17 protein-coding genes and 2 tRNA genes are annotated in these 22805 nt (G+C 58.2%); 10 read left to right on the forward strand and 9 right to left on the reverse strand.

Annotated elements, in window-relative coordinates; translation table 11 throughout:
• Positions 1-603 precede the first annotated feature (603 nt).
• A complete protein-coding gene (gene tnpA, locus VN577_04365; protein HWR14038.1) occupies positions 604-1041 on the forward strand; it encodes an IS200/IS605 family transposase in 438 nt (145 codons plus the stop codon).
• A gap of 147 nt (positions 1042-1188) precedes the next feature.
• The gene (locus VN577_04370) at positions 1189-2202 is read left to right on the forward strand and encodes a GWxTD domain-containing protein (protein ID HWR14039.1); all 1014 of its coding nucleotides are present in this window, start codon (positions 1189-1191) and stop codon (positions 2200-2202) included.
• A gap of 67 nt (positions 2203-2269) precedes the next feature.
• Here VN577_04370 and VN577_04375 read toward each other — a convergent pair whose 3' ends face one another.
• Positions 2270-2677: a VOC family protein gene (locus VN577_04375; protein ID HWR14040.1), complete on the reverse strand. Its 408-nt coding sequence runs from the start codon at positions 2675-2677 to the stop codon at positions 2270-2272.
• A 180-nt stretch (positions 2678-2857) separates the two neighbouring features.
• Between VN577_04375 and VN577_04380 the strand changes: the two genes are divergently transcribed.
• Both VN577_04380 and VN577_04385 read left to right on the forward strand, forming a co-directional pair.
• Positions 2858-3349, forward strand: a complete 492-nt coding sequence (locus tag VN577_04380) for a hypothetical protein (GenBank protein HWR14041.1) — start codon at positions 2858-2860, stop codon at positions 3347-3349.
• Positions 3350-3466: 117 nt separating this feature from the next.
• Positions 3467-4072 carry a thymidine kinase gene (locus tag VN577_04385; protein HWR14042.1) on the forward strand — a complete coding sequence of 202 codons (606 nt, stop codon included), beginning with the start codon at positions 3467-3469 and terminating at the stop codon, positions 4070-4072.
• Positions 4073-4126: 54 nt separating this feature from the next.
• Here VN577_04385 and tatA read toward each other — a convergent pair whose 3' ends face one another.
• The gene (tatA, locus tag VN577_04390) at positions 4127-4294 is read right to left on the reverse strand and encodes a twin-arginine translocase TatA/TatE family subunit (protein ID HWR14043.1); all 168 of its coding nucleotides are present in this window, start codon (positions 4292-4294) and stop codon (positions 4127-4129) included.
• 149 nt (positions 4295-4443) lie between these two features.
• Between tatA and VN577_04395 the strand changes: the two genes are divergently transcribed.
• Complete coding sequence (locus VN577_04395; GenBank protein ID HWR14044.1) at positions 4444-5367, forward strand: pyridoxamine 5'-phosphate oxidase family protein; 924 nt, start codon at positions 4444-4446, stop codon at positions 5365-5367.
• A gap of 5 nt (positions 5368-5372) precedes the next feature.
• Here VN577_04395 and VN577_04400 read toward each other — a convergent pair.
• The 5 genes from VN577_04400 to VN577_04420 all read right to left on the reverse strand — a co-directional run bounded on the left by VN577_04400 (position 5373) and on the right by VN577_04420 (position 9382).
• Positions 5373-5446, reverse strand: a tRNA-Cys gene (locus VN577_04400).
• A 105-nt stretch (positions 5447-5551) separates the two neighbouring features.
• Positions 5552-5626 (reverse strand) — tRNA-Gly (locus VN577_04405).
• A gap of 54 nt (positions 5627-5680) precedes the next feature.
• The gene (hpnI, locus tag VN577_04410) at positions 5681-6829 is read right to left on the reverse strand and encodes a bacteriohopanetetrol glucosamine biosynthesis glycosyltransferase HpnI (protein ID HWR14045.1); all 1149 of its coding nucleotides are present in this window, start codon (positions 6827-6829) and stop codon (positions 5681-5683) included.
• A gap of 47 nt (positions 6830-6876) precedes the next feature.
• Positions 6877-8136 carry an ABC transporter permease gene (locus tag VN577_04415; GenBank protein ID HWR14046.1) on the reverse strand — a complete coding sequence of 420 codons (1260 nt, stop codon included), beginning with the start codon at positions 8134-8136 and terminating at the stop codon, positions 6877-6879.
• A 13-nt stretch (positions 8137-8149) separates the two neighbouring features.
• On the reverse strand, positions 8150-9382 hold the full coding sequence (locus VN577_04420; protein HWR14047.1) for an ABC transporter permease: 1233 nt from the start codon (positions 9380-9382) through the stop codon (positions 8150-8152).
• Between the two features lie 115 nt (positions 9383-9497).
• Between VN577_04420 and VN577_04425 the strand changes: the two genes are divergently transcribed.
• Both VN577_04425 and VN577_04430 read left to right on the forward strand, forming a co-directional pair.
• Positions 9498-12200 carry a TonB-dependent receptor gene (locus tag VN577_04425; GenBank protein HWR14048.1) on the forward strand — a complete coding sequence of 901 codons (2703 nt, stop codon included), beginning with the start codon at positions 9498-9500 and terminating at the stop codon, positions 12198-12200.
• A 19-nt stretch (positions 12201-12219) separates the two neighbouring features.
• The gene (locus tag VN577_04430) at positions 12220-13203 is read left to right on the forward strand and encodes an SMP-30/gluconolactonase/LRE family protein (GenBank protein ID HWR14049.1); all 984 of its coding nucleotides are present in this window, start codon (positions 12220-12222) and stop codon (positions 13201-13203) included.
• Here VN577_04430 and VN577_04435 read toward each other — a convergent pair.
• Positions 13166-14815 carry a trehalase family glycosidase gene (locus VN577_04435; GenBank protein HWR14050.1) on the reverse strand — a complete coding sequence of 550 codons (1650 nt, stop codon included), beginning with the start codon at positions 14813-14815 and terminating at the stop codon, positions 13166-13168. The two genes, VN577_04430 and VN577_04435, sit on opposite strands and share 38 nt — an antisense overlap.
• A 160-nt stretch (positions 14816-14975) precedes the next feature.
• Between VN577_04435 and amrS the strand changes: the two genes are divergently transcribed.
• Entirely contained in the window at positions 14976-16160 is a 1185-nt protein-coding gene (amrS, locus tag VN577_04440; GenBank protein HWR14051.1) for an AmmeMemoRadiSam system radical SAM enzyme, read from the forward strand.
• A gap of 15 nt (positions 16161-16175) precedes the next feature.
• The gene (amrB, locus tag VN577_04445; protein HWR14052.1) at positions 16176-17675 is read left to right on the forward strand and encodes an AmmeMemoRadiSam system protein B; all 1500 of its coding nucleotides are present in this window, start codon (positions 16176-16178) and stop codon (positions 17673-17675) included.
• Here amrB and VN577_04450 read toward each other — a convergent pair whose 3' ends face one another.
• The gene (locus VN577_04450) at positions 17676-19946 is read right to left on the reverse strand and encodes a fused MFS/spermidine synthase (protein ID HWR14053.1); all 2271 of its coding nucleotides are present in this window, start codon (positions 19944-19946) and stop codon (positions 17676-17678) included.
• Between the two features lie 243 nt (positions 19947-20189).
• Here VN577_04450 and VN577_04455 point away from each other — a divergent pair, with 243 nt between their 5' ends.
• Positions 20190-22748 (forward strand): protein kinase, encoded by a 2559-nt coding sequence (locus VN577_04455; GenBank protein HWR14054.1) that lies wholly within the window; start codon positions 20190-20192, stop codon positions 22746-22748.
• The last annotated feature ends 57 nt before the right edge of the window (positions 22749-22805 follow it).

The raw sequence follows: 22805 nt of genomic DNA on the forward strand, positions 1-22805 counted from the left end.
CAATTTGATAACAAAGGACTTAGCTGCGAGGCACAAGATTGTGTTCTCCGACAACGAAAGTCCTGAGACGGAACTGGCATCTTCACCGCAGTGCAAAAGCAACTGCGGCGGACAGGAGTGTCCGCCCCACACACGCCTTCACCACCTACATTTTCAGAATAGCAATTTGGGCGGGGGCATCATGCCAACATTCCGAAATATATATTTGCCGTTAAATCAGGAGCTTACGGGAAAACGGGGGCGTGGACCCCCTTGACAACAATTCTTCCGGAGTGGGAATTAGGGCATTGAGCCAGCGGTGCTGCGCACCGCCACCGGACAGGCCTTGTGCGGCGATAACCCAACGCTTACGCGTTGGGCTCACACAATGTGTCACCTCGCCTGTCGGCGAGGTTCGTAGGAAGAATTGTGGTGGGTTGCAACCCAAGGCTTATGCCTTGGGCTCCCCCTTGTGTCACCTCGCCTGCGGCGAGGTTTGGGTTCATTCGACATATGGACATCAAGATGCACCATTCCCAAAACGGAAGATCGGCATTCGAGAATTTAGTCAGGGGGCAGCTCAATTTCGTGGGAACGCCTTAACGACAGCGCGACAATTCAGGAATGTCTCACGCGTATGCGCGTAATTATGTGCACCTGATATTTGGAACGAAGGAATGCAGGCCATGGATTCGGCAGAGGGAACGGATGCATGCCTGCCTGGCCGCGATCGCGAGGGAGATGGGTGTCGAGGTGAGGGCGATTGGTGGGACCGGAGATCACGTACATCTGTTGATGTGGGTGCCACCCCGAATGGCGGTGGCAAATATCGTGCGCACATTGAAGGCGGACTCTTCCAAATGGATGAACGAGGAGGATCATCTGTTTGCGTGGCAACAGGGATATCGTGCGTTCAGCGTGTCGGTTTCTAATTTGAAAGCTGTTGAGCAGTACATCGCAAGACAGGAAGAGCATCATCGGAAGCGGTCGTATGCGGAGGAGTTCCGGGAATTCCTGAAGAAGCACGGGATTGAGACGGCGTCGGGGCGGGAGATGGAGTGAGTCTGACCTTGGTCGAATCACGATTGCATTCCTGTCGGCGCCTTTTGCTTTGAATCTGCGAATGCCTGGTTCTCGACTGCGGGGTTATGGAGGTCGCTCGCTTCGAGTGGCACAAAGATGAGCCGATCCGAGGTACGATATCGCTTCATGGCCCGAAAACTAGCCCTGTCTTTGTGCTTGATCGCCTTGCTGATCTCGCCAACTGTTCAGGCATTTGGCTCGCGAGACTGTTACGACCCGCCCAAAGACGAATTCGATCCGATTATCACGCCACAAGAACGGCAGTTCTTCTATTCGCTTAAGAACGACGAGGAGCGAGACCTCTTCATCGACCTTTTCTGGTATCGTCGCGATCCGACTCCGGAAACATACGAGAACGAATTTCGCGATGAGTACTATCGCCGAGTCATTGAGGCGAATCGCTTATTTTCCTTCGGTAAGACCGATGGCTGGAAGACTGAAAGGGGCCATTTCTATATTCGCTATGGCAAACCCGACAAAATAGAACGAACCAAAGACGGTGAAGTCTGGAGTTACGCGTACATTCCCGAACTCGATGCGAAGAACGTCACAGTGAATTGGATCGACGTCTGCCATTGTGGCGACCTTCAGTCACAAGTGAGCAGAAATCTGGCGGACGCTTTGTTGAATGTTCCCAAAAGTGAGCTTTCGGCAGAGAAAATGCTGCTCCGCGATCCAAAATCTTTCCTAAACACACCCAAGAAGATTCGAAGCAAGTACACAAGTCTTGAGCAGCGAGCGAGTAAAGGTCCCTTTCTGAATGAGCTCGCACTCCAGCTTTCAACCGATTTCAACAAGGCAACAGATCGAACAGTAGAAGTGCTTCTAAAACTCAACATACCTGCCGCACGAATTTCCCAATCACAAGACGCACAAGACAAAGCTGACGTTATGCATATCTATGCATCGTTTGTCACGCTCACAGGGAGTATCGCGATGGTGATCGAACGAGAAGTGAGATTCGATCTGGCGTCGGTTGCGGCTCAGAACAATTTCAACGTCGAGATTCCCCTCTACTTGCGGTCTGGATGGTACCGAATCGATCTTGCCGTTGAAGACATCAATTCGGGGCGCATCAGCACCGTTAGTCAAGGACTGAAAATTCCGTTATTGAACGCTTGCGAAACTCGAAATAAGTAACCGCTCTCAGTCCATCTCCCGCCGCGACGCCGTCTCAATCCCATGCTTCTTCATGAATTCCCGGAACTTATGCTTTCCCGATGCGTTTCAGCCATTCCTGATTTTCCTTCTCTCCCCAGTGCCCGACCATGACGACGTAGCCGTCGGGATCTTTCATGACAATTTCACCGCTGAGCATGTATTCCGGATAGCGGATTTCCGGACACTGAAGGCCGCTGGCGAGCAGGTGCTGGCGAAGCGCGGGAAGGTCAGGTGTGTACATGTAGAGGATGAGTCCTTGTTGGGACGGATCAATCGTGTGTTCGGCGCGGAGGAACATGAGTGCTCCACCTTCGCAGTGAAGGCGCGCCCATCCGAGGGGTTGGCAGCGGTCGGTGTCGACGATGGTGAAGCCGAGCGTTTCGTAAAAGCGGATGGAGCGCTCGATGTCCGCTACGTGGAGGAGCGGAGTGGAGTAGGCAGCTTTCGGAGGCATGGGGAGGGATTGTACGAGACCGGCGTACGCGTTTCCACATTCGCTTGGCCACAAACCGGTCGTTCCGGGGCGAGAGAGCTCCACAAATAGCACTCCAACCCCAGCGCGGAAATCCTGTGTGGGGCTGTGGAAATAAAGGTGTTGCGGCTGCCCTCGTAAACACAGAGAATCACAGTTTCCATGCTGGCGTATCTTTCGGGTTCCATCGAATATTCAGCGGATTACGGGAAGTCGTGGCGAGCGGAGATCACCCCTTTTCTCCGCGAAATGGGCCATGATGTTTATGACCCCGCGCTGGACGAAAAGAAGAACCTGGACGACGACGAGGTGAAGGTCTTCCGCAAATGGAAGACGACGGACCTGCCGCGATTCCAGAAGACGATCCGGAAGATTATTGATTGGGACCTGGAGTGGATCGAGAAGAAGTCGGACTACGTGATCTGCCACTGGGACGAGGCAGCAGGGCGCGGCGCGGGCACACAGGGCGAACTGACGATGGCATACTCGCGTGGAATGCCCGTGTACGTGGTGCTGGGAATGCCTCTCGGGAATGTCAGCGGATGGATCCTCGGTTGCGCGACGGAAGTGTTCGGCGGGTTCGACGAGTTGAAAGAGTTTCTGGCGGCGAAGTACGTGGTTGAACCTGCGGGTTCGGCGAGAAGGAAGGAATGACAAAAGGAAGTCCGGTGGTCAGGTAGGGATTCTTCGCGGCCTGCGGCCGCTCAGAATGACAAAAGGAAGAGCAGAGGTGAGGAGAGATTCCTCGCGCCGCTCGGAATGAAAACAACAATGAATTTTGCCAAGGGTAGTTTGGGGTGGATTGAAGTAGTTTGCGGGCCGATGTTCAGCGGCAAGAGCGAAGAGCTGATTCGCCGCTTGCGCAGGGCGGAGATCGCGCGACAGAGGGTGCAGATCTTCAAGCCGATGATCGACCAGCGATATTCGGACGACCACATTGTGTCGCACTCGGCGTTGAAGATACGGTCCACTCCGGTAAAGACCGCGGCCGAGTTGCAGGAGAAACTGGACCTGCGGACGGAAGTGATCGGCATCGACGAGGGACAGTTCCTGGGCGCGGAGTTGGTGGATGTGGTGGTGCGGCTGGCAGACATGAGCAAGCGGATCATCATCGCCGGACTGGACACGGACTATCTGGGCAGGCCGTTTCATCCGATGCCGGAGTTGCTGGCCGTCGCCGACGAGATTCAGAAGACGCTGGCGATCTGTATGCAGTGTGGGAATCCGGCGAAACATACGCAGCGGCTGGTTGCGGTGGACGATTTGATCGTGGTCGGCGCGACGGGAATGTACGAAGCGCGGTGCCGCCGGTGCTTTGAACCGAATCTGGCCAAGGTGATGCACGAGAAGGAAGAGAAGGCGGCGGTAACAGCTTAGTTTTCAGGAAGGATGTGGCGCCCGGCCGAGAGGTCGGGCGTTTGCTTTTGGCGGCTACTTCTTTTCTTCGGCTTCTTTTTCGCCGTCTTTGACGGACGACTTGAAGTTCTTGATGCCTTCGCCGAGTCCCTTGCCGAGTTCGCCGAGGCGACGGGGTCCGAAAATGAGCAGGGCGATGGCGAGGATGATAAGGATCTCAGGCAGTCCAATTTTTCCAAACATGAGCGGTCTCCAGAGAGGTGCTCCTCGGAGCCAAAGCGGGCCTGAGGATATCATCTCGATACGGAATAGCTGGGTAAATTCTAGGCCAGTGGCTGAGGGGAGTCAAAGATTCGAGTGAATCAAAGGACAGGGTTGGCAATCGAATAGGCATGAGCGATCCGGGCACAAAGCTGAAAGGACCCTGGCACGAGGGCGAAGTGGAGGTCCAGACGCGGGCGGGGGTGCGCGAAGCAGCGGAAGAGCTGACCGGAATGTATCAGCGGTACGTTCAGCCGGGGATGGTCGGATTCCTCGCGCAACAGCGGTTTGCGGTGCTCGCGACGAAAGACGCGCAGGGCAGGGTGTGGGCTTCGGTGGTGGCGGGAGCGCCGGGGATGATCCAGGTGCCGGATCTGCGGGTGATCCGGTTGGACGCCAAGTTGGTTGAGACGCGGCTTCCGGTGGAGGACGTGAAGGGGAATCCGCAGGCCGGGATGCTGGTGATCGATTTAGGGCGGCGGATTCGGGTGCGGATCAACGGACGCGCCGGCGTGGAACCGGATGGGTCGGTGGTGATTGGGATCGATCAGACGTACGGGAACTGCTCGCAGTACATCCAGCGGAGGACGGTGGTTCGCGAGGCGGGTGGCGGCGGAGGTGAAGCGCGCCTTTCGGCGAAGCTGGGGACAGAGCAGGTGGCGATGATCGCCAAGGCAGATACGTTCTTCATCGCGAGCGCGCATCCGGAGAGCGGAGCGGATGCGTCGCATCGCGGAGGACTGCCGGGATTCGTGAAAGTGGAGTCGGAGACGCGGGTGATTTTTCCGGATTACTCGGGGAACAACATGTTCAACACGCTGGGAAATGTGGCGGTGAATCCGTCGGTTGGGCTGGCGTTTTTCGATTTCGAGACAGGAACGACGCTGCAACTGAGCGGGCGGGCGACGGTGGATTGGGAGTCGGAACGGGTGAAGCAGTTCAAAGGCGCGAGGCGGGTGATTGACGTTGAAGTGGAAGCGGTGAAGGAGACGCCCGAGGCGACAAGTTTGCGCTACCGGTTCGAGGCGTATTCGCCGTTTTTGACGCAGGAATGAATGATTGGAGGCGCGGGCCGGAATCGAACCGGCGATAGAGGTTTTGCAGACCTCGGCCTTACCACTTGGCGACCGCGCCGTACATGAGAAGGATAACCGTCGGGCATTTTGGAGACCAAGGTTATTGGTCACAAATGCTGGCGGAGAGCGAAAACCCCTCGCAAGCGAGGGGTTCCAAAACTCATGGAGCGGGAGACGGGATTTGAACCCGCGACTTCGACCTTGGCAAGGTCGCACTCTACCACTGAGTTACTCCCGCGCGGTGAATTGATTATATCGGAGCTCAAGCGACAGGGTCAAACCTGCCCTGTTTTCAGGACTTTGCGGGGTGGAGCTTGCCATCCTTGAGCGTGAATCGATCGCCGCGCCAAACGATGGTGTGTCCGGCGAAGCTGGCGAACCAGAGGACGAGACCGAGGACGTCGCGGAGCGGCAACAGCCAGAGGTGACGGGCGAGTTGCGGGTCGCGGAGGACGTGGTGTCCCACGGTGATGGCCATGGTGAGGCGGACGAGGAAGGTCACGAGCAGCAGGGCCAGCGACCACGGAGCAGCTTTGGCGAAGAGAACGGCAAGCAGTGCCCAAGGTAGCGCGTGAGTGATGGCGAGTCCGAGGTAGCCGGCACGGCGGGAGTCGCGGACGGCGCGCGCCCAACGGAGCTGGTGATCGAAGAAGTCGCCGAAGGTGTAAGCGGGAAGATGGTGGCCAACGATCATCTCGGAGACGATGACCTTCTCGCCGAGGGCGGCGATACGGGCGCCGAGCTCGTAGTCGTCGGCGAGGTGGTCGACGAGGGATTCGAATCCGCCGATGCGCTGAAGCGACGACCGGCGAAAGGCGAGGGTGGAGCCCAGTCCGAACTTCACGCCTTGCAGTGTGCGCGCGGTGAGAACACCGGGGATGAAGTCGGTGGCGATTCCGAGCGATTCAAGTTTTGAGCCGAGAGTGTTGGCGGCGATTCCACGATACAAACAGGTGACCATTCCGACTTTGGAGTCGGCGAACGGCGACATCACGCGACTGAGGTAATCGGTGGTGATGGTGATGTCGCTGTCGTTGACGATGAGGTGGTCGTAGCGCGCGTGCGGCAGCATCTGCGCGAGGGTGCTGACTTTGCCGTTGGCTCCGAGGGCGCGCTCGGCTATGACGAGCTTGATGGCGACCGACGGGAACTCGCGCTGGAGTTGCTGAACAAGCGGAATAGCGGCGTCATTGGGATCGCTGACGCCGAAGACGATTTCGAATTCGGGATAGTCCTGAAGGCAGTGAGAGCGGAACGCTTCATAGATGCCAGGGTCAATGCCTTTCAGCGGCTTGAGGAAACTGACGGGCGGAGTGTACGAGGTGCGCTGACGAAGGGCGGCGTCGTGCAGGAAGGAGCGGGCACTGAAGATGGAGATGATGTAGTAGGCGAGTCCGGCGAGCGTTAACAGCGCGAACAGAATGGCGAGGGCGGCAAACATTCGAAGGTAGTATCCAGTATCGAGTTCGCAGTTTCCAGTACTCAGCGCTATTCGTAGCGGAGGGCCTCGATGGGGTCGAGGTTGGCGGCTTTCCAGGCGGGATAAATGCCGAAGATCAGGCCGATGGAACTGGCGATGGCAAAGCTAGTGAGGCTCCAGAAGAGCGACATGGTGGCCGGCATGGATGCCCAGATGAGGCGAACCAACCAGGTGAGAAAACCGCCAACGAGGATGCCCACGACGCCTCCGACGGCGGTGAGGGTGACGGCTTCGAGCGTGAACTGGAGAAGGATGTCTCGTTTGCGCGCACCGATGGCTTTGCGGACGCCGATCTCACGGGTCCTTTCGGTGACGGAGACGAGCATGATGTTCATGACGCCGACGCCGCCGACGATCAGGCCGACACTGGAGACGGCGAACATGAAAATGAAGACAGCTCCGGTGACCTGATTCCAGACGTCGGTGAGGGAATCCTGGGTCATGATCTCGAAGTTATCGGGTGCGCTGGGCGCGACTTTGCGGCGGCGGCGCAGGAGTTCGCGCATCTCGTCGATGGCTTTTGGCATGTCTTCATGCGAGGTGGCCTTGACGGAGATCCAGTGCTGCTTGAGTTCGGGATGAAGGCGCCGGAACGTGCTGAGCGGGAAGCGGACCATGTTGTCGTCGGGATTCTTGCCTCCCGCGAAGGCGCTCTTGGTTTTGTCCATGACGCCGATCACGGTGAAGAGTTGGCCTTCGATATTGATTTCCTTGCCCAGCGGGGACTCGTTCGCAAAAAGTTCTTCCGCGGTGTCGTAGCCGAGAACGATGACGTTGGCGCGGCGCTCATCGTCGACTTCGTCGAACCAGCGGCCTTCCTTGACGGGTAAGTCATACACGTAACGCGCGGTGGCGGTGTCACCTTCGAGGATGGTGTTCTTGACCTTGCGTCCGCCATATTTGACGACGTAAGTGCCGGTGCCGAACATGGGCTCAAAATAGCGGATGCCGGCGGTGACGTACTTCACGTGCGGCAAATCCTTCATGGCTTCGGCGTCTTCGAAGGTGAGTTCCTTGCGGGTTCGCATTTCCTCGGTCATGTGGCCGAAGGTGAAGACGTTCAAATGAAAAGCCATGACGATGTTGGAGCCCATATCCTGAATGGCGCCGGTTACGTTGGCGTTCAGGCCGCGGACAACGGAGGAGATGGCGATCACGACGGCAACGCCGATGACGACACCAAGGATCGTCAGGGCTGAGCGCATCTTGTTCTTGATGATGGTGCTCAGCGCCATGTTGACGGTTTCGGTATGGTCGCGACGTAGCATCTGTAAGAGTTATTTAGGTTTCCGAGCGGAGTGCGACGATCGGATCCAACTTTGCGGCGCGATTGGCCGGATAGGCTCCGAAGAAAATCCCGACGCTCGCGGCAACGGCAACTGCCGCGAGGACTGCCCATAGCTTGATCGCCGAAGGCATCCCTATGGCTAAGGTTACGCCTTTGGCAATCAGGATTCCGAAAACGATACCGAAAAAACCACCAACCATGGCGAGCGTACTGGATTCGATGAGGAACTGTCGCAGAACATCGCGCTGGCGCGCACCCATGGCCTTGCGGATGCCGATCTCGCGAGTGCGTTCGGTGACCGAAACCAGCATGATGTTCATGATGACGATGCCGCCGACGACCAGTGAAATGGCGGCGATGGCGATCATGGCAATAAAGAAACTGCCGCTGATGCTGGACCAAATACCAAGAAAGCTCGCGTTGGTTTCGATGGCGAAGCTGTCCGGCTGGCCGGGATGATCGTGGCGCCGGGCGCGCAGAATGGAACGTGCTTCGTCCATCGCCGCTTCAAGCGGGGCGCCGACGGACGCGGCCTTTCCTGAAATGCGGATGCTGGTGTTATGCGATCCGTACTTTTTCAGATAGGTGGTAATCGGCATCATCACGTAGTTATCGCGGCTCTGGCCGAGCGTTTTGCCTTCGCGCTTGCCGAGACCGATCACACGAAATATCTCGCCATCGACGCGGATTTCCTTGCCGATCGGATCGATTCCGGACATCAGCTTGTCACTGATGTCCTGCCCAATAATGGCCACGCGCGAGGAGTTGTTGAGGTCCCCGGAATTGAGCGCGCGTCCACCGACGAGCTCGAGGTCGTAGATCGTCTGCATGTTGGGATCGAAGCCACGGATGAGAGTGTCAGTGCTGGACTGATTCTCGTAATTGACGCGGCCACCAAAATTGGTGATGCTGGCGCCAACAAACGTACACGTGTGGCAACTTGCAGCGACCGCGTGAAAGTCTTCAAGGGTCAGATTTTTTCGTTTCTGCCCTTCAAGGAACTCGTCCACGTTGGTGATGACGGCTGATTGCTTGCCGATGATGAACACGTCGGCACCGAGGCGGAAGATTCGCTCGGCCACGTAACCGTTAATACCATTGACGAAGGTGACGACGGCGATGACGGCGGCAACGCCAATGACTACGCCGAGGAGGGTAAGTACGGAGCGCAGCTTGTTGGCCCACAAAGAAAGCAGGGCAATCCGAATTGCTTCGGCGATATTCATGTACAGCTTCGATCCTAACTAGTCTAACAAAGGCGATTGTGGCCACTACTATGGCTTCTAGTAGATATTGATGCACAGCTATACTCCACGATTCCTCTCTGGAGCAAAGTGATCCATGCACGGTGTACGAGTGTTCGCAGTCATATTTCTTCTCCTGGCTCCAGCGATATCCCTTTCGGGCCAGACCACGCACCTTTCCGGCGAAGTTAAGGCACACGGACGAGCGGCGGTTCCGAATGCCTTGGTGACTCTGATTGCGGCGCCGCAGACGACCATTGGATCGACAAAGACAAACGCGGCGGGTGAATTCGACCTGGGACCAATTGCGCCGGGCAGTTACGAACTGCGGGTGCAGGCGGCCGGCTTTACGGATGTTCGGCTGGCTGTGGAAGTTGGATCGTCGGCTAAACCGCTGATGGTGGATATGGATATAGCCACGAAGCCGTCGGAGATTACGGTGACGGGTGAGCGCGGTTCGGTTGAGGAGACGTACACGGCGACGCAGCAGGTGAATGTGATCAGCGCGCAGGAGTTGGCGATCCGGTCTAAGGCTGTGCTGGCGCAAGCGGCGCAAGAGGAAGAGGGCGTCGCACTGCAAAGGACGAGTCCCACGGTTTCCGGGATTTATATACGCGGGCTGACGGGCAACCGCGTCAACGTGTTCGTGGACGGAGTGAGGTATTCGAATTCGGCTCAGCGCGGCGGGATCAACACGTTCTTCAATGTGAACCAGGCGAGCGGACTGGACGCGGTGGAACTGATCCGCGGAGCTTCGAGCGCGCAGTACGGAAGCGATGGGATTGGAGGGACGGTCCACCTGGTGAGCACACCGCCTGCGTTTTCGGATACGCCGATGTGGAGCGGCAAATACAGCCTGATCGGAACGAGCGCAGATGCGAGTGCGGGATCGAACCTGCTGCTGAATTATGGCCGTAAGAAGTTCGGCGCGGTGCTGAACCTGGATGGACTGAAGGTGAACCGGTTACGTCCGGGCGGAGGGGTGGATTCTCACTCGGCTTTCACGCGGTTTTTTGGGCTGCCGTCAGACATGTTCATCGATTCGAGGCTGCCGGACACGGCGTTTACGCAATACGGAGGCAGTTTCCGGGCGGTTTGGACCCCACAAGAGCACACGCACCTCTCCACGAATTACAGCCGGTCGCAGCAGGATGGAGGCCGACGTTACGACCAGTTGTTGGGCGGCGACGGAAACCTGATCGCCGATTTACGCAACATGATGACCGATGTGTTCTACGCGCGGCTGGACAGATTCCGGCTGGGAGCCATCGACCGCGCGACGGTGACGTATTCCTACAACGCGCAACGCGAAGAACGAGTGAACCAGGGAGGGAACGGGAATCCGCTGGCGGCGATCACACACGAGCCGGAGCGCATGCGCGTACATGGGCTCCAGGGTTTTGTGGACAAGATCGTGGGCGGACACGATGTGCTGTTCGGCGGTGAGTATTACAACGAGAGGATCGCTGCGCCGTCATGGGCGGAGGATCCGGTGACGCACGTGTACACGATTCGGCGCGGTCGCGTGCCGGACAAGGCGATGTACCGCAGCGGCGGCGTTTACCTGCAAGATGTGTATTCGCCAGTCAAGCAGGTGACCCTTTCGGGATCGCTGAGGTACAGCCGAGCGTCGTATGAATCGCGGCAGAGTGACAGTCCACTGGTGAATGGCAATCCGCTGTGGCCGAACGATTCGCTGGATGTTGGTGGATGGACCTATCGGGTGGGAGCGATGTATGCGCCGATCGAGCCGGTAGCTCTGTTCGCGAATGTCGGACGGGGATTCCGCGCGCCACACATCACAGACCTGGGCACGCTTGGTCTGACGGGATCAGGATTCGAGGTAGCGGCTGCGGATGTGGCGGGAATGGGAGCGACGATCGGGAGTTCGGCGTCGCGGACGGCGACGAGTTCCGGCTTGCCGGTGGTGCAACTGCTGCCGGAGTTCAGCCAGAGCTATGACTTCGGCGTAAGGACGAGGAGCAAGTACTTCACGATGAGCTTCTCGGGGTTCATCAACGACATTAACGACAGCATTACGAAGCAAGCGCTGATTCTTCCGCAGGGTGCGGTGGGCCAGACGCTTGGCGGAACGCCGATTACGGCGCAGGACCCGACCGGAACGGTGTTTGTGGCGGCGAGCTCGTCTCCGGTGCTGGTGCGCGCGAACTGGGATGATGCGCGGATCTGGGGACTGGAGCAGAGATCGGACGTGCGGGTTACTTCGAACTGGACCATCGGGACGGTGTTCACGTACATCCATGCGGCTGATGAACGGACAGGGCAGGCGCCGAACTTTGAGGGCGGGACTCCGGCTCCGGATGGATATCTGAAGATCCGCTACACGGCGACGAATGGGCGCTGGTGGGTTGAGCCTTACATCCATGCAGCGGACAGGCAGGAGCGATTGTCGTCGCTGGACATTGAGGATCGGAGAACGGGCGCGACGAGGTCGTTGAGTTCGATTCAGAACTTCTTCCGGCGCGGCGCAACGGTGCGTGGGTATGTGTCGCCGGGGCCGAATGGGACATTCGGAAACGCGGACGATGTGCTGATCGCGACGGGAGAGACACTGGCACAAATCCAGACGCGAGTATTGGGCGGTGCGACGTCTGGCGCGTTGTATGATCATGTCCCTGGTTACGTGACGTTTAACCTGCGCGGCGGATTCCGGGTGGGCGAGAGGCATTCGGTGATTGCGGAGTTCGAGAACATCGGGGACCGCAATTATCGCGGGATCAGTTGGGGTGTGGATGCTCCGGGGCGCAGCTTTACGGCACGATATACCGTGACTTTCTAGATCGAGCGGAGGTGTTCGGATGCGGGTGCTGGCGGGATTTCTTGTGGTGCTGGGTATGGCGGTTATGGCGAGTGCGCAAACTCCGACGGTGGTGAAACTGGATCCGCAATTCGATCAACTGCTTGCGGCGGATGCGAAGTTCGAACAGATTGCCGAAGGCATGGAGTGGTCGGAAGGCCCGGTGTGGGACCGCAAGGGCGGGTACCTGCTGTTCTCCGACGTGATTCGTAATACGGTGTTCCAGTGGAAGCCGGGACAGGGGACCAAGGAGTTTCTGAAACCGAGCGGGTACACGGGTAAGGAGCCGTTCACGGGGAGAGAGCCGGGGTCGAATGGGCTGACGTTCGATGCCAAGGGGACGCTGACGCTTTGTCAACATGGTGACAGGCGAGTGGCGCAGTTGCAGGCGGATCGGTCATTCAAGACGCTGGCGGACCGCTATGAGGGAAAGCGGTTCAACAGCCCGAACGACCTGATATTCAAGAAGAATGGCGATTTGTATTTCACCGACCCTCCTTATGGTTTGCCGAAGACGTTCGAAGATCCGCAGCGAGAGATTGGGCTTAACGGCGTGTACCGGTTAGGCCGCGACGGAAAAGTGACGCTGCTGGTGAAGGACATGAAGGCGCCGAACGGGATTGCGTTCTCTCCGGATGAGAAGACGCTGTATGTGTCGGATTCCGGATCGAAGTTATGGATGGCCTTCGAGGTGAAGAGTGACGGCACGCTGGGTAAAGGGCGCGTGTTACTGGATGCCGCGGAATTTGCGAAGGAAAAGAAGGGATCGCCGGACGGATTGAAAGTCGACGTACACGGGAACTTGTGGGCGAGCGGACCGGGCGGTATCTACGTGATTTCGCCACAGGGGAAAGTGCTGGGGCGGATTGATACCGGCGTGCCGACATCGAACTGCGCGTGGGGAGAAGACGGATCGACATTCTTTATCACGGCGAACCACAACGTGTTCAGGGTAAAGACGAAGACGAAGGGCGCTGGCTGGTAGAGGCGGGTTTCGGTGCGGTACTGAGGGCGGGCTTCTGCGAGTTAGGCAATGCGTTCCAGAGCGCGAGGAAAGTGGCGTTGGTCCAGCCGAAGCCGATAACGTTGACGTGATATCCGGCGGTGACGTTCTGTTCCGTGGTGCGGGTGACGACGTTGTATTTCTCGCGAATGGTCCCGTCGCGCTGGAAGTTCTCGGCGACCATGGTGATGAACTTTCGTGAGAGACGGTTGGCGGCTTCGTCGGCATGATAGTGGCGGAGTCCTTCGATGGTGATGAGGTTGATGGGCGCCCATCCGTAGGGGAAATCCCATTGAAGGCGGGTGTCGTAGGTACTCATGACGATGCCACCGGGCTGCTCAAACTTCGCAAGGTTAGAGATGAGGTCGCGGGCGCGATCGGGTGAGGCGAGTCCGACCCACAGCGGGTAGAACGTGGTGGCGTACTCGTAGGTGGAGCGCGCTGAGTCGGTGAAATTCCAGTCGAAGTACATCTTTTTCTGAGGATCCCAGAAATACTTTTCCATGAGCTGCTGGCGCGTTCGGGCGCGTTCGGCCCAGCGTTTCGCGTCGGCGGGGCGGTTCAAGATTTCCGCGATGCGCTGGAGGTTCTTCTCCGTTTGATAGAGCAGGCTGTTAAGACAGACGGGTGCGAAGTGGTGCGTCTTGCCGCTATAGGGGCCGAAACGATTGGAGACGTCGAAGCCGGATTCACGCATGGCGCGATCGCCCTGGTAGTAGTCGGCGGTGAGGGCAGTCTGTGCCGGGGCAGCGCAGGCAGCACCGGTGACACATGCAGTGACGGTATAGCGCGGGCCGATGGTGCTGGAGAGTGACTGATAGTTGCTGGCGATACCGCTGGTGGCGAGAGCGGAAATGACCTCGGCGTAGTAAGGGTCGCCCACGGCGGCGATATCAGGGGTGGGTCCCTGGCCGTAGTCGTAGTAGCGGGAGAGGCCGGTGATTCCGGCTAGATGCTTGCCAGAGGTCCACATGTGGTAGTCGCGCTCGATGTAGGGATAGGCGCGAATGAGCCAGTCGTGGTCGGGCTTGGCGTCGTAGATGGCCATCACCATGGCGCTGAGGAATGGCGGTTGCGAGCGAGTGAGGAAGTAGGTTCGGTTCGCGTTCAGGATGGAACCGTAGTGCTCGATCTCATAGAAGAAGTTTTCAACCATGCCGCGAGCGAGGTCGAGATGATTGTCGAGCAGGAGTCCGCGGATGATGAAGTAGCTGTCCCAGCCGTACATTTCGTTGAAGAAACCGCCGGGGACGATGTAGGGATGCGGCAGATAGAGCAGGCCGTGAGGGGAGAAGTGGTCGGCATCGAAGGTGCCGGGTGCGGTGATGGGCTTCGGAAGTTGCCGAGTGTCGACGTTACAGCGGCGGGCGAGATCGGCGGCGACGGCGGGAAGAGGCTGATCGGCAGGGAAGTAGATGACCTGCTTGCGGTCGGGATGACGCTCGTCGGTGATGGTCTTGCAGTCGTCGGTGGAGCGGCGAAGGGTGGTCCATGCGTTCTGGATGTAAGAGCGGATATCGGCGGACTGGGCGGGCGCGGTGGAGGCGAACGAGAGGACGAGGAGAGCGAGCGACAGGAGACGTGCGCGCGACATAGGCAAAGATTTTAGAAGAGATGCGGGATCATGTGGGGCGGTTGCGGACTGCACGTGTAGGTTATGCCGCACGTCACTGAATCGCAGGATGGAAAGTGCTAAACGTAGCGGAGTGTTCGGAGGCCGCCAAGGCGGCTGAGTTTTGCGTTGGAGGCGCACGATGCAAAGCAGTCCGAAACGCTCCCCTGATTTGTCGCTGACGGACAGCCTGCCGTTCAGCAATGTTCCCGCGGATCGTCGCACATTCCTGCAAGTTGGAGCGGCGTGTTTGTGCTTCGGCGCAGCACATTCGTTTGGGCTGACGCCACTCGCCGCGGCTGAGGACAATTCCCGCTATTTAAAAGAAGCTGCTTTCTACCAGAAACTCCAGAACAAGCTGGTGCAGTGCAAGCTGTGTCCGCGGGAGTGCGTGGTCCCCGATGGACAGCGAGGCTTCTGCCGTGTACGTGAGAACCGCGGGGGAACGTATTACACGCTGGTGTACTCGCGCGTAGTGGCGGCGCATATCGATCCGATTGAGAAGAAGCCGTTCTTTCACTTCCTGCCGGGGACGCGGGCGTTTTCGGTGGCGAGCGGCGGTTGTAACGTGAACTGCAAGTTTTGCCAGAACTGGCAGATTTCGCAGGCGCGTCCGGAGGAACTCGAAGCACAGTATCTTCCGCCGAAGGGGATTGCGTCGGGCGCCCGAGTGAACCGTTGTGCGTCGGTCGCTTACACCTATAGCGAGCCGATTGTCTTTTGGGACTACGTGATGGATGCGGCTGAGGCGGGACATAAAGAGGACGTCCGCAGCGTGATGGTGAGCAACGGGTTCATCCAGGAGCAACCGCTGAGGAGCCTGTGCGAGCGGCTGGATGCGATCAAGATTGATTTGAAGTCGTTTTCGGAGACGTACTATCGCGACGTGGTGCGAGGCGAACTGAAGCCGGTGTTGAACAGTATCAGCACGGTTCGCCGGCATGGGAAATGGCTGGAGATCGTGTACCTGACGGTGCCGACCATGAACGACAGCGATGCCGAGTTCCGCAATATGGCACGCTGGGTGAAGACAGAGTTGGGGCCGGACGTGCCGGTGCACTTCACGCGGTTTTATCCACTCTATCTTCTGAAGAATCTTCCGCCGACACCGGTGGAGACGCTGGAGCGCGCCAAGGCAATTGCGGATTCCGAAGGGCTGCATTACGTGTACATCGGGAATGTGCCGGGCCACAAAGCGGAGAACACGTATTGTCCGAAGTGCCGGCAACTGCTGATCGAGCGAACCGGGTTTTCTGTCGCCACGATGAACGTGAAAGCGGGTAAGTGCAACAAGTGTGCGCAGGTGATTCCGGGCGTGTGGGCCTGATCGCAGGAGGCCGTGATGAGGAAATCGTTCATAGCAGGCGTGTATGCAATCGCGGTGCTGCTGGCGATTGTGTCGTGTCGCGGAGCAGAGCAACCGAAGGACCGTGCGGCGGCGGTGGCGGGCACGTTCTACCCTGCGGACCCGACGCAACTCGCGGCGTTCGTTGACGGCGAATTGGCCAAGGCGGGTGTGCTGCAGGTAGGTGGTACTTTGATCGGCCTGGTCGTACCCCATGCAGGGTATCCGTATTCGGGGCCGGTGGCGGCGTACTCTTATGCGCAGTTGAAGGGTAAGAAGTTCAAGCGGGTTGTGCTGATCGGCCCGTCGCATTTCGAAGAGATCGGATTCAGCTCGGTGTATAACGGCGACGCCTATACGACGCCGTTGGGAAAAGTTCTGGTGGATCGGGAATTTGCGAAGAAGTTGGCATCGCAAGGCAGGTCCATTCGGCTGTCGGGTGCGGGGCACGCAGTAGGTCAGCAGTCGGAGCACAGCCTGGAAGTGCAACTGCCATTTCTTCAACGCACGCTGGGCGATTTCAAGATAGTTCCGATCGTTATGGGCGACCAATCGTATGGAGCGATGCGGGAACTTGGGATGGGGCTGGCAAAGCTGCTGAAGGATGATCCCGATACCTTGATGGTAGCCAGTTCAGATTTGTCGCACTATCACCCATATGAAGATGCAGCCAGACGAGACCACAACTTTCTCGATGCAGTGACGCACAATGATTTTCTTTCTATGTCCCACAACCTGGAAAGCGGGATATGGGAGGCGTGTGGCGGCGGTCCGATTGTGACGGTGATGATTGCGGCACAACACCTGGGTGCATCGTCGCCGAGAGTGTTGAAGTACGCGAATTCCGGTGATGTGACGGGCGATAAGGGACGGGTTGTTGGGTATTCGGCGATGGCGTTGGTTAAAGGTGCGGACGAGGCGGTAGAGACCAAAGCTGCCATCGCGGATGAGGGGCGAGCGGAGCTGTTGAAGATAGCACGGCTTTCGGTGGAAACCGCCGTGCGGGAGCACAAGATGTATGAGCCGCCACCGCCAAAGCTGACGGAGCTTCAACTGGAGAGGGGTGCGTTCGTAACACTTACGAGAAAAGGTGAACTGAGAGGATGCGTGGGATATCCCTCGGCTGTGATGCCGCTGTATATGGTGGTGCGCGATGTAGCCGCGCTGGCAGCGGTCCGTGATACGCGGTTTTCACCGGTGAAACCTGAAGAGCTGAAGGATCTGGAGTATGAGATATCCGTTCTGTCGCCGTTCGTGCATGTGTTGGATGTGAAGAACATCCAGGTTGGGCGAGACGGATTGATCGCGCGGAAGGGATCGCTGGAGGGATATCTGTTGCCGCAGGTTCCGGTGGAGGAACACTGGAACCGCGATACGTTTTTGGAAGAGATTGGAATCAAGGCCGGGCTGGAGAAGGACGCGTGGAGAGACGCCGATACCGACCTGTTCACATTTTCAGCGGTGGTGTTTTCAGATCACGAGAAGTTGAAGAACTGATTACGAATTCCGCGGCGTTCGTGCGGCCAGAAGGATGGGGCCGAGGTTGGCGAGCGCGACGATCCCGGCAGTCTTATAAAAGCCAAAGACTGGTATCAACCACATACTGATGACGAGCGCGCCAACGCACGCGCCAAAGAGGTCGAGGCCGTAGAGCGTGCCGGGAGAGGCGGGTTGGCGTACGTGCGAGAAGATACGCATTCCGATCGGAAACTGGAAGCCGCCAACTATTCCGCAAAGGACGGCGAACACGAGAAAAACCGCGTGCAAGAAGATGGTTGGGAGACCGAACGCGGTGAGCTTTCCCATGCCGACTATAAGCGGGGTTACGGCGAGCAGCACGACAACGGCGGCGACTTGGGTGAGCCATAGCAGGCGGATCGAGTTTCGATTCTCCGTGTGCCGCAGAGCGAGCCAACTGCCGGTGGCCATTCCGATCATGAACCCGGCGATGATGAGTGCGAGTTCATTAAAGACGTATCCGTAAACGGCCTGGAATCCGAGCAGCAAGAGAATTTCAAGAACCATGAGAGTGAGTCCCATCATGGCGACGGAGTAGCCTGCGGCGACGCGCCGACTGGAGTTTGTGACGGCGGAGATAAGCAGCAGAGCGAATATCGCCCAGATAACAGCAGCGAACGGTATTTTGGCTATGGTGTTGAATGCGTCGCGGTAGCGGGAGTTGAACTGCGTGCTCCACAACTCGATATTGAAAAAGTAAGCGATCGGAACAAAGTCGCGGTTGATGCGGGTTGTCTCTGTGGGCTTGAGACTCTCGGCCAGAGATGTCACACGCTCGGGCGTGATGCGGAATGGAAGATAGTAGTCGCGGAAGAAGGTGGTGCGTACGCCCCTCTGGTCGAGTCGGGTGAGCAGGAGTTGTGGGTCGGTGGTGAGCAGGGCCGGCTGTGCGGTGGCAATGAAGTGCACAACCTCGCCGGGAATGGTGATGGTGTGGGCGAAGGCGCGCTGGAGGGTTGCGTTGAGGCAGCGAAGGAAGGCCTTCATCTGCGGATTGAGGTATTCCTCGGATGCGTGCATCTGGAATCCGAAAACGCCGCCGGGGTTGAGGTGCGCCGAGACTTCCTGGAAGGACTCTTCGGTGTAGAAGCGGTTGATCTGCGCAGTTTGTGGCTCGGGAAGGCTCAGGATGACGACGTCAAAGCGCAGTGGAGTGGAATTCAGGAAGAGGCGTCCGTCGAGTTCGTGAATGTGAATGCGGCGGTCGGCGATGAGGGAAGCCCAGAGCTGCGGGAAATGGTCGCGCGAGATGCGTATGACGGCCGGGTCGAGTTCGACGTAGTCGACGCGCTCGACGGTGGGATACTTCAGGATTTCGGCGATACTGCCGTTGAGTCCACCACCGATAAGAAGGACGGTACGCGGAGAAGGGTGCTGGAGAAGGGGAAAATGCACGGCTTCTTCGGCAGCGGCCAGATCGGGGACGGTGAACAGGATGGTGCCGTTCTGGATGACACTGCGATTTCCCTCGGTCTCGACAACCGCGAGGGCGCCATAGGGCGAGATGCGTGCGGCGACGACGTGAAATCCGGGCCATGAGCGTGCGACGGTCTGGAGTTCAAGGCGGCTGGAAATGACGATCATGGTCGCGCCCGCGATGAGGACGATTAACGTCAGTGCGGTGCGCGCGAGCTTGCTGGAGGCAGTGAGGAAGATGGCGACCAGGACGTTCACGAGGGCGATGATCGTGGCGATCTGAAGCGAGTCGAAGAGTCGGAGCAAGAGAAGACTGGCGAGCAGACCTCCGACGGCGGAGCCGATAGCTTCCAGCAGATACATGGAACTGGTGGCATAGGAGATTTCCGGCATGTGCTCGGCGTAGCAGCGGCTTCCGGCAGTGAAGAGCCATCCGGAAAGTGGGCAGTAGATGGCCAGCGTAAAGAGGGTGGTGACGATAATCGGAACGGGCCCGAGTGCTTCGCCGGGAGACGCATTCCAGTAGGCGCGACTGCTGCGGACAAGAAAGATGGCGAAATAAATGGCGAGCGCGCTGGCGGTAAGAAGGGCGGCGAGCACACGGCTCGGGAGCTTCCTGCGAAACAACCGGCCGAAGAGGTTGCTGCCGACGGCGGTGAATGCAAGCCAGGCGGCAAGCATGATCCCGAGCGAGAGTTCGTTGCCGTAAGAGGCGACCAGGAGTTCGCGCATGAGAATGATCTGCCCGATGACAGCTGAGAATCCGACGGTGACGAGAGCAATGCGGAGGTGGAGTGGCGGTTGCGCAGTTGCGGGTTGTGCAGGCGAGGCCATGACGAAATCAGATGGGCCGCTGCGTTCAACAACAGTGCCATAGTAACGACTTTATCCGCGCAGTTCTGTGACGGGAGCGGTAGTGGATCTCAGGTGAGACCTTAAAGCAGGTGATTCCGAGTGGCGCTAACCGGTAGTTTCAATTCGGGAAAACGGAGAGTAAGGCGTTTATTTTCAAGTCGCCGGAAATTGGATCAGCCTAGAATTAAGCGAATGTAATCGCTCGGCCAGGGAGGCTGCTCCATGCCTCCGGCTCCGCAAATTCGTCCCGACCCGATTCGCTTCAGCGACTTCGAACTAGACGTTCGCAGGGGACAGTTGCGCAAGAACGGCGTACCGAGCCATCTGCAGGAACAATGCCTTCAAATCTTGAAAATGCTGCTTGCCCATCCGGGTGAGGTGGTTACGCGTGAAGACTTGCGCGCCCGACTCTGGCCCAACGGCACGGTTGTTGAATTTGACCACGGGGTAAACGCGGCGGTGATGAGGCTGAGAGAGGCGCTGGGAGATTCCGCCGGACACCCGAAATTCATAGAGACAGTTCCGCGAAGAGGCTACCGGTTTATCGCACCTGTGAAGGAGACGGGCGGTGCCGAAGTGTCTGCTCTTGCAACGAGCGAATCAACATCCGAGCCGGCGTGGACGCTGGAGCCGGAAAGGTTCGATCACTATGACGTGATAGGCAAGATTGGGGCGGGGGCGACAGGAGTGGTGTATCGAGCTCGAGACCGGAGGCTTGGGCGCGAAGTCGCGGTGAAGGTGCTGCTTTCATTGCACTCGTCGGAACCGCAGGCGCTCCGGAGGTTCAGACATGAGACGCTGGCGACGATCGCGTTGAACCATCCGAACATCGTTGCCGTGTACGACGTGGGAGAGGCGGATGGGGTTCCGTACATCGTTACGGAATTGCTGCAAGGCAAGACGCTGCGGGAGCGTATGGAGCAGGAGCACTTGTCGCATGAAACAGCGACGGAGTATGCGATCCAGATACTGCGAGGACTTGCGACGGCGCACGAAGCGGGCATTGTTCATCGGGACCTGAAGCCAGAGAACATCGTCATTACCAAAGACGATTGCGTGAAGATCCTCGACTTCGGACTGGCAAAACATAGTGCAGTCAGCCAGGAAGGGCCGGAAGCGCTGACGGGTTCGACGGAGTGTACGTCTCCGGGGGTAATGCTGGGGACGGTGGGGTATATGGCGCCGGAGCAGGTGAGGGGCGAGGCAGTGGACTTGCGTTCCGACCTGTTCGGCTTCGGCACGGTGTTCTACGAGATGTTGACGGGAAAGCGGGCGTTTGCCGGGACGACGGCAGTCGATACGCTTAGCTCGATTCTGAACAGCGAGCCGGAAGAGCTGCATTCAGGTAAATCGGCGATTCCGACAACCTTGCAGGCAGTGCTGCGACGTTGTTTGGAGAAGCTGCCGGACAGGCGCTTCCAGAGTGCGCGGGAGGTGCTGGAGGCGTTGAAGGAAAAGGCTTCCGTGAGGTGGAGAGTTCCGGCGAAGCTGTGGCGGTGGGCGGCGCTGGTTGTGCTCGCGGTATCGGTAGGTGCTGCCGGATCGTACATGGCGCGACGGATACGTCCTATGCAGTCACAGACGGTGTATAGCGAAAGCTCGACGGCGCTCGATGCGTATCAGAAAGGCCGCGAGTATCTCCATCGTTATGACAAGAAAGGAAACGTGGAGAAGGCGACTTCATCGTTCGAAGCGGCGGTGAAGAGCGATCCCAAGTTTGCGCTGGCGTATGCGGGGCTGGGTGACGCGTACTGGATCAAGTATAGGCTGGGAAAGGATCCGAAGTGGATTGAGCAGGGGCTTGTGAATGCGAAGCAGGCGCTGGAGTTGAACGGGGGCCTGGCGGCTGTCCATGTGACGCTGGGGAGGAATTACTGGGCAAAGGGAGATCAGCAACTGGCGCAGAACGAGTTTGGGCAAGCGCTGAGAATGGATCCGCTCGATGCGGACGCGCATATCGGATTGGGCAGCGTGTACGAGAAACAGGGTCGTGCGGCAGACGCTGAGGCGGAATTGAGGAAAGCCACTGACCTTCGACCGGACTACTGGATCGCGCACAATGAACTTGGGACTTTCTATCGGAGGCAGGGCAGGAACAATGAGTCGGCCCAGCAGTTACGCGCCGCGTTGGAGGTTGTTCCGGATAATGCCGGCGTACACACGAACCTGGCGTTAGCGCTGCGTGGGTTAGGACAGGAGAAAGAAGCGGAGGCGGAACTGAAGCGCGCGCTTGAACTGGATCCGACGTATCACGCGTACAACAACCTCGCGGTGTTTTACTTCTACCAGCGACGCTTCACGGAATCGGTCGAGATGACCGAGGCGGCGTTAAAACTGAATGACACAGATTACCGGACGTGGCTGACGTTGGCGATTGCTTACGAGTGGATCGGCGAGCATGAGAAGGCGCAGGCGGCCTATGCCAGAGAACTCACGTTGCTGGAACCGTTTGTTAAAGCCAACTCTCGCGAGCATACCGCGCACGCGGATTTAGGGGTGCTGTATGCGAGGCAACAGCATCGAGACAGAGCGCTGGCGCAGATCCAGTCAGCGCTCGCGCTTGCACCCGACGATAGACAAGTACTTGCTTCAGCAGGCGAAGTTTACGAAACCCTGGGAGACCGAACGAAGGCCCTGATTTATATGAAGAAAGCACAGCAGAGGGGTTGGACGATCCAGGATGGAGAGACTAATCCGGACCTGCGCAGCTTCATGGCGGATAAGAATGTGCGGCGGGCGCTGAAGGCAAGTTCCGGAAAAGGATACAGGTCGGCTCAATAATGCTCAAAACTCAGGTCCGAAGGCCCAGCTACCTAAGACTGAATGGAGGAGAAGAGA

The organism is Terriglobales bacterium, from assembly GCA_035561515.1.
GTDB lineage: Bacteria > Acidobacteriota > Terriglobia > Terriglobales > Acidobacteriaceae > DATMXP01.

Excerpts from the sequence above, each read along its gene's own strand:
- VN577_04455 (HWR14054.1), top strand. The coding sequence starts at position 20,190 with ATGCCTCCGGCTCCGCAAATTCGTCCCGACCCGATTCGCTTCAGCGAC.
- tnpA (HWR14038.1), top strand. The coding sequence starts at position 604 with ATGTCTCACGCGTATGCGCGTAATTATGTGCACCTGATATTTGGAACG.
- VN577_04435 (HWR14050.1), bottom strand. The coding sequence starts at position 14,815 with ATGTCGCGCGCACGTCTCCTGTCGCTCGCTCTCCTCGTCCTCTCGTTC.
- VN577_04385 (HWR14042.1), top strand. The coding sequence starts at position 3,467 with ATGAATTTTGCCAAGGGTAGTTTGGGGTGGATTGAAGTAGTTTGCGGG.
- VN577_04370 (HWR14039.1), top strand. The coding sequence starts at position 1,189 with ATGGCCCGAAAACTAGCCCTGTCTTTGTGCTTGATCGCCTTGCTGATC.
- VN577_04380 (HWR14041.1), top strand. The coding sequence starts at position 2,858 with ATGCTGGCGTATCTTTCGGGTTCCATCGAATATTCAGCGGATTACGGG.
- VN577_04415 (HWR14046.1), bottom strand. The coding sequence starts at position 8,136 with ATGCTACGTCGCGACCATACCGAAACCGTCAACATGGCGCTGAGCACC.
- hpnI (HWR14045.1), bottom strand. The coding sequence starts at position 6,829 with ATGTTTGCCGCCCTCGCCATTCTGTTCGCGCTGTTAACGCTCGCCGGA.
- tatA (HWR14043.1), bottom strand. The coding sequence starts at position 4,294 with ATGTTTGGAAAAATTGGACTGCCTGAGATCCTTATCATCCTCGCCATC.
- VN577_04430 (HWR14049.1), top strand. The coding sequence starts at position 12,220 with ATGCGGGTGCTGGCGGGATTTCTTGTGGTGCTGGGTATGGCGGTTATG.
- VN577_04375 (HWR14040.1), bottom strand. The coding sequence starts at position 2,677 with ATGCCTCCGAAAGCTGCCTACTCCACTCCGCTCCTCCACGTAGCGGAC.
- VN577_04420 (HWR14047.1), bottom strand. The coding sequence starts at position 9,382 with ATGAATATCGCCGAAGCAATTCGGATTGCCCTGCTTTCTTTGTGGGCC.
- amrS (HWR14051.1), top strand. The coding sequence starts at position 14,976 with ATGCAAAGCAGTCCGAAACGCTCCCCTGATTTGTCGCTGACGGACAGC.
- VN577_04395 (HWR14044.1), top strand. The coding sequence starts at position 4,444 with ATGAGCGATCCGGGCACAAAGCTGAAAGGACCCTGGCACGAGGGCGAA.
- VN577_04425 (HWR14048.1), top strand. The coding sequence starts at position 9,498 with ATGCACGGTGTACGAGTGTTCGCAGTCATATTTCTTCTCCTGGCTCCA.
- VN577_04450 (HWR14053.1), bottom strand. The coding sequence starts at position 19,946 with ATGGCCTCGCCTGCACAACCCGCAACTGCGCAACCGCCACTCCACCTC.
- amrB (HWR14052.1), top strand. The coding sequence starts at position 16,176 with ATGAGGAAATCGTTCATAGCAGGCGTGTATGCAATCGCGGTGCTGCTG.